The sequence below is a fragment of the Flavobacterium sp. 3HN19-14 genome (assembly GCF_051373205.1).
Taxonomy (GTDB): domain Bacteria; phylum Bacteroidota; class Bacteroidia; order Flavobacteriales; family Flavobacteriaceae; genus Flavobacterium.
Genome location: NZ_JBPPZT010000001.1, coordinates 2,189,102 through 2,201,551, shown reverse-complemented (window position 1 = coordinate 2,201,551; position 12,450 = coordinate 2,189,102). Strand labels below are relative to the sequence as shown.

Annotated in this window: 7 protein-coding genes and 3 pseudogenes; 4 read left to right on the top strand and 6 right to left on the bottom strand. The window is 41.7% G+C overall.

Going from position 1 to position 12,450, the window contains the following annotated elements:
• Positions 1-8: 8 nt before the first annotated feature.
• Together ACSLFW_RS11905 and ACSLFW_RS11900 are read left to right on the top strand one after the other, a co-directional pair.
• Positions 9-3,002 (top strand): annotated as a pseudogene (locus ACSLFW_RS11905) (amidohydrolase family protein).
• A gap of 3 nt (positions 3,003-3,005) precedes the next feature.
• Positions 3,006-4,302: pseudogene (locus ACSLFW_RS11900) on the top strand (amidohydrolase family protein).
• 74 nt (positions 4,303-4,376) lie between these two features.
• On the opposite strand, the gene ACSLFW_RS11895 reads toward ACSLFW_RS11900, so the two are convergent.
• The 5 genes and pseudogenes from ACSLFW_RS11895 to pabB form a co-directional block, all read right to left on the bottom strand.
• Complete coding sequence (locus ACSLFW_RS11895; RefSeq protein ID WP_436555927.1) at positions 4,377-5,306, bottom strand: protein-disulfide reductase DsbD family protein; 930 nt, start codon at positions 5,304-5,306, stop codon at positions 4,377-4,379.
• 25 nt (positions 5,307-5,331) lie between these two features.
• Positions 5,332-5,742, bottom strand: coding sequence for a cytochrome c biogenesis protein CcdA (locus ACSLFW_RS11890; RefSeq protein ID WP_436555926.1), 411 nt, complete (start codon positions 5,740-5,742; stop codon positions 5,332-5,334).
• Between the two features lie 17 nt (positions 5,743-5,759).
• A complete protein-coding gene (locus ACSLFW_RS11885) occupies positions 5,760-6,398 on the bottom strand; it encodes a protein-disulfide reductase DsbD domain-containing protein (RefSeq protein WP_436555925.1) in 639 nt (212 codons plus the stop codon).
• Positions 6,398-7,708 carry a tRNA lysidine(34) synthetase TilS gene (gene tilS / locus ACSLFW_RS11880; protein WP_436557441.1) on the bottom strand — a complete coding sequence of 437 codons (1,311 nt, stop codon included), beginning with the start codon at positions 7,706-7,708 and terminating at the stop codon, positions 6,398-6,400. Before tilS ends, ACSLFW_RS11885 begins: the two co-directional genes overlap by 1 nt.
• Before the next feature lie 358 nt (positions 7,709-8,066).
• Positions 8,067-9,361, bottom strand: a pseudogene (pabB, locus tag ACSLFW_RS11875) (aminodeoxychorismate synthase component I).
• A gap of 398 nt (positions 9,362-9,759) precedes the next feature.
• On the opposite strand from pabB, the gene ACSLFW_RS11870 reads away from it, so the two are divergent.
• Both ACSLFW_RS11870 and ACSLFW_RS11865 read left to right on the top strand, forming a co-directional pair.
• A complete protein-coding gene (locus ACSLFW_RS11870) occupies positions 9,760-11,088 on the top strand; it encodes a M1 family aminopeptidase/hydrolase (protein ID WP_436555924.1) in 1,329 nt (442 codons plus the stop codon).
• Positions 11,072-11,605 carry a leukotriene A4 hydrolase C-terminal domain-containing protein gene (locus ACSLFW_RS11865; RefSeq protein WP_436555923.1) on the top strand — a complete coding sequence of 178 codons (534 nt, stop codon included), beginning with the start codon at positions 11,072-11,074 and terminating at the stop codon, positions 11,603-11,605. The genes ACSLFW_RS11870 and ACSLFW_RS11865 overlap by 17 nt, the downstream gene beginning before the upstream one ends.
• A 70-nt stretch (positions 11,606-11,675) precedes the next feature.
• On the opposite strand, the gene ACSLFW_RS11860 is transcribed toward ACSLFW_RS11865, so the two are convergent.
• Positions 11,676-12,422, bottom strand: coding sequence for a ThuA domain-containing protein (locus ACSLFW_RS11860; RefSeq protein ID WP_436555922.1), 747 nt, complete (start codon positions 12,420-12,422; stop codon positions 11,676-11,678).
• Positions 12,423-12,450 lie beyond the last annotated feature (28 nt).

Genomic DNA, 12,450 nt, shown 5'->3' with positions numbered 1-12,450 from the left:
CCAAACCAATGAAAAAAATCTTACTACTATTTTTTTTCCTGTCGCTGATGCAAGTCCGCGCGCAGGTTTACTTCCCTAATAATGAAAGCGTAAAGAGCAAGAACAACAATTACACCGCACTGACCAACGCAAAAATCTTCATTACGTCGACGCAAATTGTCGAAAAAGGCACTTTGCTGATTCAGGATGGAAAAGTGATTGCGGTTGGAAATGCTGTTGCAATTCCGAAAAATTCAGTAATCATCGACCTTTCCGGAAAATCAGTTTACCCTTCATTCATTGATGTTTACACAAGTTTCGGCATCCAGAAACCAGAACGCGGCAACTTTGGTCGCGATCCGCTTTACGACACCAAGCGCACCGGTTTTTACTGGAACGAACACATCCGCTCGACGGTAAATGCCATCAACTCCTTTCAATATGACAGTGACAAAGCTGAAGAATATTTAAAAGCAGGTTTCGGCGTTGTCGGCGTAAGCGTCCAGGATGGCATCGCGCGCGGGACAGGCGCTTTGGTGGCACTCAACAATTTTGAAAATGAAAAAAGATTCCTCTCAACCGCTATTACGAATAATTTCAGTTTCTCAAGAAGCGTCACCACGAATCAGGCTTATCCCGGCTCGCTGATGGGGATGATGGCTTTGTTGCGCCAACTTAATTACGATAAAATCTGGTATAAAAACGGCAATTCCGACACTAAAGATTTGTCACTCGAAGCGCTTATCAAAAATGACAATCTTGTTCAGGTATTTGATTCCGGAGACAAGCAGAACAGCCTTCGTGCGGCAAAACTCGGTAAGGAATTCGGGGTTAATTATGTATTGAAAGGCAGCGGCAATGAGTTTGAAATTATTGACGATATTAAAAAGACGAATGCCAAATTCATCATTCCGGTTAATTTTCCGAAAGCTTACGATGTTTCCGACCCCTATCAGGCAAACCAAATCGATTTATCCGAATTGCGTTTCTGGAACCAGGCACCAACCAACCTGAAAGTATTATCTGAAAATGGCGTCACTTTCGCCCTTACGACCGATAAATTAAAGAAACCTGAAGAATTCATGACCAATTTATTGCAGGCAATTTTCTTTGGCTTCGACAAGACTAAAGCGCTTGAAGCATTGACAACGATTCCGGCAGCAATCATCGGGAAAAGCAATGAAATCGGGAGTTTGAAGGTTGGCAGTTTCGCGAATTTCACGATTACATCCGGCGAAATTTTCGATGAGAAAACCATACTTTATGAAAATTGGGTACAAGGCAATAAATTTGTAGTCAATGAAATGACCGCAAAAGATGTCAGAGGCAGTTATAATCTTCAAATCGGCAGCGAGAATTACAAATGGAAAATCGAGGGCGACGAAATGGCCTCGCCGAAATCAGAAGTTGTTGCAGTGGCTGACGGTACAAAACTCAATTCAAAGATCAGCATCAACAACAACTGGATTTCCACCGTTTTAAAACCACAGGATACAACCGGAACGAGATTTATCCGTTTTTCAGGATATGTCGAAAATACAGAGAAACTTTCAGGAAAAGCCGTTTTATTTGACGGGAGTGAGGTGCAATGGTCAGCTGTAAAAGTGAGTCCGTTTGTCAAGGAAATCGATTCGTCTGAGGCACCGAAGCCGCGTTATGTATTGCCTGTAACCTTTCCGAACGAACCTTTCGGAAGTACAGCAAAAGCCACAGCACAAAATATGCTTTTCAAAAATGCCACCGTGCTGAACCAACGAAAAAGAAGGCATCCTTGAAGAAGCTGATGTTTTGGTGAAAAACGGAAAAATCGCCGCAGTTGGTAAAAACCTCAGCGACCCAACGGCACAAACGATTGATGCAAAAGGAAAGCACTTAACGAGCGGCATTATCGACGAGCATTCGCACATCGCAATCACGCGCGGCGTCAATGAAGGTGGGCATAATTCAAGCGCCGAAGTTTCGATACAGGATGTTGTAAACCCTGAGGATGTCAGCATTTACCGTGATTTGGCCGGTGGTGTTACAACTTCGCAATTATTGCACGGTTCAGCCAATCCAATTGGCGGGCAATCGGCAATCGTAAAATGGAAATGGGGATTGCCGGCATCGGAAATGTTGTATAAAAACCAACCGAAATTCATCAAATTCGCTTTGGGCGAAAACGTCAAGCAGGCGAATTGGGGCATCAACAATCCGACGCGTTTTCCGCAGACAAGAATGGGTGTTGAGCAGGTTTTTACAGATTATTTCCAGCGTGCGAAAGAATATGATGCCGTGTGGAAACAATACAATTCCAATCCGAAAAAGATAAGAATAAAGCGCCGCGTGTCGACTTGGAATTACAGACATTAGCAGAAATCCTCAACAAAGAGCGCTTTATCACTTGCCATTCGTATGTCGCTTCAGAAATCCTGATGCTGATGAATGTTGCAGAAAAATTCAATTTCCGTGTGAACACTTACACGCATATCCTCGAAGGTTATAAAGTTGCCGACAAAATGAAAGAGCATGGCGTTGGCGCATCGACATTTTCTGACTGGTGGGCTATAAGTTTGAAGTGAATGATGCGATTCCGTACAACCGGCCATCATGCACAATGCGGGACTCGTGGTCGCATACAATTCTGACGATGCGGAAATGTCAAGGCGATTGAACCAGGAAGCGGCAAAAGCGGTTAAATACGGCAATATTTCTGAAGAAGAAGCGTGGAAATTCGTAACGCTAAATCCGGCGAAATTGCTGCATATTGATGATAAAGTCGGCAGTATTAAAGTCGGAAAAGATGCTGATTTAGTACTTTGGAACGACAATCCGCTTTCGATATATGCCAAACCTGAAAAAACAATCATCGAAGGCGTCGTTTATTTCGATTTGAAAAAAGATGAAGAATTACGAAATGCCGTCACAAGAGACCGAAACCTGATCATCGGCCAGCTGATGCAGGAAAAAAATAAGGGTATGGAAACGCAGAAACCAAAGAAAACCCCAAAAAAGAATACCACTGCGATACTTTAGAGCCATAAGACATGAAAAAAATAAATCTTATAATTTTAGCTTTTTGTTTCGGAATTACCGCAAATGCCCAGCAGATTCCGGTGCCGAAACAAACAAAATCGATCCTGATTCTTAACGGAACTGCCCATCTGGGCAATGGCAAAGTGATTGAAAACAGTGCCATTGGTTTTAAGGATGGAAAAATAACTTTGGTAGCCGATTCAAAAATTATCCGGCTTGCTTCAGATGCGTATGATATTACAATTGATGCCACCGGAAAGCACGTTTATCCGGGATTCATCGCGCCAAATTCGACTTTAGGATTGGTAGAAATTGATGCCGTGAAAGCGTCTGACGATCAGGAAGAAATTGGCGGACTGAACCCGAATGTAAGAAGCATCATCGCTTATAATCCGGAGTCGAAAGTAATTGAAACCGTTCGCCCTAATGGTATTCTGATGGCGCAGGTGGCGCCGCGTGGCGGCAGGATTTCCGGAACTTCATCTGTTGTACAACTCGATGCCCTGGTCGTGGAAAGATGCCATCCTGAAAGAGAATGATGGCATCCACCTGAATTTTCCTGAGACTTTTGCAAGAGATTGGGAAAACGATGGTGTGATTGGCTCCAATAAAGATTACATGAAGCAAATTGACGAAATCAGGAATTTTTTAACGGCATCAAAAGCTTATAACAGCGATAAGTCTACCGAAAGAAATCTCGTTTTTGAAAGTGCGAAGGGATTGTATGATGGCACAGAAATCCTTTACATCCACGCTGATGAAGAAAAGCAGATTATTGATGCCATTTCACTTTTTAAAGAAACCGGTGTTGTAAAAATGGTTGTCGTTGGCGGTTATGAAGCGTATAAAACAGCTGGTTTGTTACAACAAAATCATATCGGCGTTTTGCTCAGAAGAGTTCACGACGTACCCCAAAGTGACGAGCAGGATGTAGATTTACCTTACAAACTCGCAAAATTGCTGACCGATAAAGGCGTAATCGTCGGCCTTGAAAACAGTGGCGACATGGAAAGGATGAATACCAGAAATCTTCCGTTTTTGGCGGGAACCTGTGCCGCCTATGGTTTAAGCAAGGAAGATGCATTGAAGCTCATTACTTTAAATACTGCGCAATTGTTAGGCATCGATAGTTTCTGCGGCAGTTTAGAGCAAGGCAAAGATGCGACCTTATTCATTTCTGAAGGCGATGCGCTTGATATGCGCACGAACAAACTTACAAAGGCTTTCATTCAGGGAAGAGACATCAGTTTGAAAACACACCAGAGTGAATTGAATGAGAAGTATAAGGAAAAGTATGGGCAGAAATAATTAGTAATTATCAAAAAATAAAGAAAGCCGGAAACGTTATGTTTACCGGCTTTCTTTATTTTTATACGTAATATTTACTTCTTAAAATTTGCAATTCCAGTCTTCAACCATTCCAGATATTCATCTGCAGGAACATAACTCGAAGTCGGCGTTTCTACATTCAGGCTGTTGCCTTCCAGATCAATCAAAACATACAACGGCTGTGTGTTGGTTTTGTATTTCGTAATCATGAAATCAGTCCATTTATCGCCGATGGTTTCAATCGCATCGCCATCTTTAGTTGTAAATTGTTTGTCTTTCGGCAACTCACGCTTGTCATCCACATACAAAGAAATCAGGACGATATCATTTTTCATTATTTTGAGGATGTCTTCGCGCGACCATACGAAATTCTCCATTTTTCGGCAATTTACGCAAGCCCAGCCTGTAAAATCAAGCAATACGGGTTTGTTTTGCTTTTTGGCATAAGCCATTCCGGTTTCATAATCATCAAAAGTTACGATGCCATGCGGACCTGATTTTGAGCCTTGAGGTAAGTTGGCAGTTACAGCTGTTGCGCTACCGCCCTCTCCTATTCCATGCGGACTCTCACTGTATTCCATCGGAGGTGGAAACGCGCTGATCAATTTCAGCGGTGCGCCCCAAAGTCCCGGAATCAAATATATCGTGAATGTCAAAACCAGTAGGCCCAGCATCAGTCTTCCAACAGAAATTGACGGCAGCGGACTGTCATGCGGCATGGTAATTTTTCCGAATAAATACAGTGATAAAGTTCCAAAAACGGCAATCCAGATGGCAAGGAAAACTTCCCTTTCCAGTAAATGCATCTGCAAAACCAAATCTGCATTGGAGAGGAATTTAAATGCCAATGCCAATTCAAGAAATCCTAAAAATACTTTTACGGTGTTGAGCCAGCCGCCTGATTTCGGAAGTGTATTGAGCCAGCCCGGGAACATTGCGAACAACATGAAAGGCAGTGCAATTGCCAATGAAAATCCGAACATTCCAACTATTGGCGCGATACCGCCTTTAGAAGCAGATTCGACAAGTAACGTACCTACAATGGCCTGTACATGAAAACGAAACGATCGCCAATGCCAGCGCCATGAACAATATCCCTACAATTCCGCCTCTGTCGGCTTGCCTGTCAACTTTATTCGCCCATGAATTTGGCAGCATGATTTCAAAAGCGCCTAAGAATGAAACGGCAAAAAAGATCAATAAGATAAAAAACACGATGTTAAACCAAACGTTTGTGGCCAGAGCATTCAAGGCATCCGCACCAAAAATCGCAGTAACTACCAAACCTAACGCCACATAAATAAATATGATTGAAATGCCATAAATAATCGCATTGCGGATTCCGGCCGCACGGGTTTTGCTTTGTTTTGTAAAGAAACTCACCGTCATCGGAATCATCGGAAACACGCACGGCGTCATCAAAGCTGCAAAACCTCCTAAAAATGCAAGGAAAAAGATGCTGAAAAGGCCTTTCTTTTCTTCTTTTTCTTTGGTGCTGCAACCTGTTTTACTTGAGTTTTGGCTATTCCATTCGATTTAACGGTATCTGGTTTTGGCGTATCAACTACAACTGTGTCAATTTTTACAGCAGGAATTGCAGGCGTCACAGCGGTTTCTTTTGCTGTAATTTTCGGAATATCGAATGTAAAATCTTTGTCGTCATTAATACACGACTGCTTACAAACCTGATAAGCCACATTGACATTTATTTTAGTAACATTTTTACCGGTAATCCTGACTTTCTGCGTTAAGACGACTTTTTTCTCGAACATGATTTCGTCGACTTCAAAAACGTCACTGAAAGCTCTTTTTGTCTTGCTTTCCGCGGTTTTTCCAATTAATTCGTAATTGCCTTTCTGGTCTTTGTATTTGATTTCCATTGGCAACGAGCCGCCGTCCGGAGTGAATTGTGAATAAACGTGCCAGCCCTCGTCAATCGTGCCATCCATGATAAGGTTAAATTCGGTATCAGAAATTTTCTGCAGCCTCGACGTCCATTTTACGGGTTTTATGATTTGTGCGCTGGCGCTCAAGAAAGCCAAAAAGGCGAATAGTATAAAAACGTTTTTTTTCATTAGAAAAGCTGTATTTGCATTATAGTTTGGGTAGTTGTTGTTACTTTAAAACGTTCGTCCTGCCTGATGCCGACAACCCATGCGATTTGATCTCCGGAAACCAAAAGCCAGGTATTTTCCTTTTCTTTCATCGATAATTTCTCGTCTTTCAGGTGCTTACCGACTTTTTTCGACTGGCCGTTCATCCCGAAAGGCTGAAAAATATCTGCCTCATTCCACTTTCTTAAAATCAATGGGAATTGCAGTTTTCCGGCATCCGCAAATATAGTCGTATTTGTAGGATTTGAAATGTGTTTTACAATTTCAAACGAAATATTTAAGGGAGATTTAATTTCTGCCGGAACAGCACTTATCGTGAATGCTTCACTATTGACTTTTTCAGAAAGTTCATGCAAAACAAGGTTTTCACGGTCTTTAGTCAACCTGTAATCACCGGAAAATATAAATTTACCAGTTTCCGCATTCACTAAATCATAAATATCATTCCACGCCGAAAAGCCGAAAGGTTTCAGCCATTGGTACAAATATGCTTTATAATTCGGAAGCTGCATTAACTCCGGAAGATGGATGATTTTACTGCCTTCCTCATCGGTAACCACTTTCCTGTAAACGATTCGCGAAGCATCATCGGCCATAGACTGGCTTTGTTGTAAGTATTCAAGTGTATTTTGAAAAGAATTGTGAAAAGCGGGATTGATTTGCTTTAAAACCGGCACTAGTTGCTGGCGGATTTTATTGCGAAGGTATTTGTCAGAAGCATTAGTGCTGTCTTCGCGCCATTGAATTTTATTCTCGATGGCATACTGCTCCATTTCTTCACGTGAAAAAGGCAAAAGCGGACGGATAATCTTATCATTTTGCTGTGGAATTCCGGTCAGCCCATCCAAACCTGTGCCGCGTGAAAGGTTAATCAGAAAGGTTTCGATGACATCATCAGCGTGATGTGCGGTAAGCAGAAAATCGAATTTTTCTGTTTCCAACAATTCATAAAACCAGGAATAACGCAGTTTTCGGGCAGCAACTTGTATGGAAAGTTTATAATCTGAAGCAAAAGTCTGTGTGTCAAATTGCGTTATGAAAAGTTGAAGTTTATGTTCCTTCGCATAATTTTCAACGAAAAGCTGATCATCATCACTTTCTTCGCCCCGCAATTTAAAATTACAATGCGCCAGAGCGATTTCAAAGGGCAATTCTTTGAATAAATCAACGAGCACCATACTGTCAATTCCACCGCTGACGGCAAGCAGCAATCTTTTGCCGGAAAGAAAAGGGAACTGGTTGGAAAGATGGCTTCGTAATCTGGAAATCATGCCCAAATATACGATTTTAGGTTTTAGATTTTGGCATTCGAGAATTGAGATTTCTGATGGTCTTATAGTCGAAAACAGGAGATTGCAGAGAACAAATAGTAGAAATAAGTGAATTATGAATAATCTACAAGGGATCGAAACTTTAACAATTTTTACGGCAAACCCGTATCCAAGTAATTTGTTTTTTCGTTAGGGATGCATTCTCCCCTCCCCTTAAGGAAAAATACAAAATTTTTCGATACGCCGTATTACGGGAAAGCCGTAAAAATTGTTAAATCTTTCTACGGGATTTGATATATCTCCAGTCAGAAACCGCTAACCGCAATATGAACACTGAACACCGATTACTGAACACTGATCACTGAACACCGACAACTTTCCTCATAGCATCGGCTTTCAAAAGGCATTCCTCATATTCATTTTCAGGAATTGACAGTGCCGTGATGGCGCTTCCGACCGAATAGGAAATGTAGTTATTCTTAGCATTGTAAAGGATACTGCGGATAACGACATTGAAGTCAAAATCTGATTCCGAAGTGAAATAACCAATCGCACCGCTGTACAATCCGCGTTTGGTTTCTTCGAGATTTTCAATGATTTCCATTGCAGAAATCTTAGGCGCTCCGGTCATGCTTCCCATTGGGAATGATTTTTTAATCAATTCTGAAACAGGATATTGACTGTCTAATTTTGAAGTTATCGTTGAAATCATGTGATGTACTTGCGGAAAAGTGTAAATGCCGCATAATTCTGTAACTTCCACGCTACCTTTTTGAGCCGTGTGCGATAAATCATTGCGCACCAAATCGACAATCATAATATTTTCAGAGCGTTCTTTAGGGTCTGAAGCAAGTTGCTTTTTTGAATTTTCGTCGGCTTCCGGATCAGTAAATCTTTTCGAAGTTCCTTTTATGGGTTGCGAAATAACGACTTCACCATTTTTCTTTAAATAGCGTTCCGGCGAAGCTGACAGCAGGAATTGTGCATCATTTTTAAAGAACGCGGCAAATGGCGGCATTGAAATCGCATTGAGCTTTTCAAATTTTTCAAGCGGGTCGATTGTGACATTTTCAGCGTAAAATTCCATGCAGAAATTGGCTTCGTAGATGTCGCCGCGCTGAATGTGCGCCAGCATTTCTGTTACTTTTGCAATGTAATTTTCCTTCGGATTCTTTGTTTGATGGTTATTGCGCCTTTCTCACTTTCGACTTTCGACTTTCGGTTTTCGATTATTTCCTTAAAATCAGCTTCAATTTCATCGTCGCACATTCGTAAATACTGTACATCTACCCTTTTGTCTTTCAGCAAAAACAACTTCTTCGGCTGAAAAAAGTACAAATCCGGAAATTCGAGTCCGTCAAAATTTTCAGAATACAAAGCTTCAGTGTCATTTTTCAAATCGTAGGACAAATACCCGAAAAGCCAGTCTTTTGTGGTTTGCTGATAAGCTTTTAAATCTTCAAAAGCATTGGTATAATCGGTTTTTAAAGATGTGAATGCATCAACCGCAAGCACGCAATCATAAGCCGCAAATTCCTGCTTAAAGTCATTGCTGTCAAGGAATAACACTTCGCGAAATTGCTGTGCCCACTGCAAAAGCTGCTGTTTGAACTGTGATGAATTTTCGATCGCAAAAGATACAGAAGTTCTCAAAAGTAGTTGTGTTTTCGGCAAATTTAGTCAAATGTGCCGAAAGTTTAAAGTCGGTGTTTCTAAAGTCTCCCGCAAAATACAAATATGTCTTTTATTGTCAATTTAGCCTGTTTCACAATCCTTTTAGCCTGTTTTGAAGGCTTAAAAGAGTGTTTTAAATGCGTGATAAAGTGTTTTGAAGGCTTAGTAAAGTGTTTTGGAGGCGCTGCAGCTTGTTTTGATATCCCGTAAAGATGTTTTGAAGGCCAGGTAAAGCGTTTTGAAGGCGTAGAAGGGCGTTTCGGAGTCCATTTATACCCGCCGACACATTCAAAATACGTTGAGAGCTTGATTTTTTGAAATCCGCAACCAGATTTCCGCATCGACTTTTTCCTATCTTTACCGCAAATTAATCTCCGATGAAAAAAATATTCCTGCTCGCTACTTTATGCCTCATGGCCTGCCAAACCGAAAAGAAAACTGAAAAACTGACTGCCGTAAAAGACGAACATTCTTTCGCACAGCCTGAAAAAGCGGTCGCTAAGCACCTGAATCTGGATATTGTGGTCGATTTTAATGCGCAAACGATTTCCGGAAAAGCATCTTGGGATATTGAAAACATTGCCAAAGGCGATGAGATTATTTTTGACGAAAATACACTCGAAATCACAAAAGTGACGCTTGACGCGGATGAAAAGCCAACCTCTTTCAGCCTTGGAACTGAAGTCGAATTTCACGGAAAGCCGCTCCATATCAAAATCGACAAAAACACTACGAAGGTCAATATTTACTACAAAACAACTAAAGATGGCGTTGCGCTGCAATGGCTGAATCCGCAGCAGACCGCAGATAAAAAATACCCGTTTTTGTTTTCTCAGGGCGAAAGCATCTGGACGAGAACATGGATTCCGTGCCAGGATTCCCCTTCCATCCGCTTTACTTACGACGCAAAAGTTACCGTCGACAAAGCATTGTTGGCGGTGATGAGCGCCGAAAATCCTCAGCAGAAAAATGACACCGGAATTTATACTTTCAAGCAATCAAAGGCGATTCCGTCTTATTTAATGGCGATTGCCGTCGGCGATATGCAATTCAAAGCGATTGATTCGAGGACTGGCGTTTATGCAGAACCGTCGATGGTTGAGAAATCTGCGTGGGAATTCGCCGAACTGGGCAAAATGGTCAATGCCGCCGAAAAATTATACGGCCCTTACCGCTGGGGGCGTTATGATGTCTTGGTATTGCCGCCGAGTTTCCCTTATGGCGGAATGGAAAACCCGAACCTCACATTCTTAACTCCGGGTGTTGTTGCCGGCGATCGTTCTCTCACGAGCATTCTCGCGCACGAACTTGGGCACAGCTGGAGCGGCAACCTCGTAACCAACGCCACCTGGGATGATGTATGGCTTAATGAAGGATTTACTACTTATGTAGAACACAGGATTGGCGAGGCAGTTTTTGGCATAAAAGAAGCAAAAATGCAGGACGTCCTGAGCAGGAAAGTCTTGTCGGACAATATGGCAGAATATGGCAAAAATAATCCTGATACGCGTTTAAAAGTCAGCACTTCCGGCAGGAACCCTGACGACGGATTAAGTGATATCCCATACGAGAAAGGCTATGCATTTTTGCAGGTTGTCGAAAATGCCGTTGGCCGCGAAAAGATGGATGAATTTGTGAAAGGTTATTTTGCTGGCCCACGCATTTCAATCAATTACTACGGAAGATTTCGTGAAATATTTCAATGAAAATTTAATTAAGGGCGACAAAGCGCTGGCCGATAAAATCCAGATGGAAAAATGGGTTTACCAGCCGGATGTTCCGTCTAATATCACAACTCCGGTTTCAGAAGATTTTGCGGCAATCGACAAAATCCAACAAGAATGGCGTACTACAGGCGTAAAAGGGTTATCGCAAAAAATCAAATCGACGAACGAAAAACAGCATTTCATTGATTACCTGCCGAAAGACATCACGGCTGCAGAAATGGCGGCGATTGACACAGAATTCAATTTCACAAAAGGCGGCAATTTCGTCATCAAAAGGCAGTGGTTTGCCATCGCGATTCGTCAACAATACAAACCTGCTTATCCAGCCATTGAGCAATTCATGATTGCCACAAGCAGGACTGGTTCATTGATGACTTTGTATAAGGAAATGGTTAAAATTCCTGATGGTAAGATCTGGGCAAAACAGATTTTCGAAAAAGCAAAATCGGGATATCACGCAACTACTGTTGAAGCTGTTGAAGGACTGTTGAAGTAATTTTTTAAACCATTAAGGAATTCAGGTGCATTAAGCCTTAATGTAACGTAATCACTTAATGGTTTATTTTTTAGTGGTTCCCAAGCCACAAAAGCGCATCCAGAGTCAGTTCGCTTTCTGTCTTATTTTCAAACGTATACGACAGCGTTTTATTAGTTCCGCCTTCATAATCAATATCATTGTGACCCATATTGAAATAAATCATCTTGTAACTTTTGTTCGTCCAAACCACCGGATAATACCCTTCATGCCAGATTTCGTAAGGCTTCGGGCCAGTTCCGAGCGGAAAACTCTTTTCGTCGATTGCTAAAAGAATGTCGATATTTTTGTTTTTACGCAAATCATTTTTCCATCGGTACCATTCATTTGGCGCTGATGTGAAAGTTTTCGGAATATTTTTCAGCGCCGGATGCTGGTTTTCAATGCGTAAAATCGCTGAAGTCGGACGCCAGGTGTTGCTTACATATTCGCCCGAACCGAGAAATTCATTGTGATACCAATCCCAATCCTGTTTTACATCGGAATCATTGAGTGCAAAAGCGGCGAAGTGAAAACCCATCCATGCACCGCCGTTTTTCATATAATCTTCAAAAGCTTTGCGCTGTTCGGCTTTTTCAGGTCTTGTGTCGAGAAATAAGACGACTTTATATTTTGAAAGAAATTCCTTGTTGAGATTGTTCCAGTTGCTTGTCGTGTCATAGACAAAATGCTGTTGCTGCGACTGTTCTGCAAACCATTTATTGGCTTCATGGAGAAAGCTGATGTGTGCTTGATCGTTTTTGCCGGTGTAAAAGGCGATTACTTTAAATTTTGGCATTATCAGCTTGTCAGTCTTTCCACATGAC

Coding starts and splice junctions, on each gene's coding strand:
- ACSLFW_RS11870 (WP_436555924.1), top strand. CDS start 9,760: ATGAAAAAAATATTCCTGCTCGCTACTTTATGCCTCATGGCCTGCCAA.
- tilS (WP_436557441.1), bottom strand. CDS start 7,708: ATGATTTCCAGATTACGAAGCCATCTTTCCAACCAGTTCCCTTTTCTT.
- ACSLFW_RS11890 (WP_436555926.1), bottom strand. CDS start 5,742: ATGACGCCGTGCGTGTTTCCGATGATTCCGATGACGGTGAGTTTCTTT.
- ACSLFW_RS11885 (WP_436555925.1), bottom strand. CDS start 6,398: ATGAAAAAAAACGTTTTTATACTATTCGCCTTTTTGGCTTTCTTGAGC.
- ACSLFW_RS11895 (WP_436555927.1), bottom strand. CDS start 5,306: ATGTTCGGATTTTCATTGGCAATTGCACTGCCTTTCATGTTGTTCGCA.
- ACSLFW_RS11860 (WP_436555922.1), bottom strand. CDS start 12,422: ATGCCAAAATTTAAAGTAATCGCCTTTTACACCGGCAAAAACGATCAA.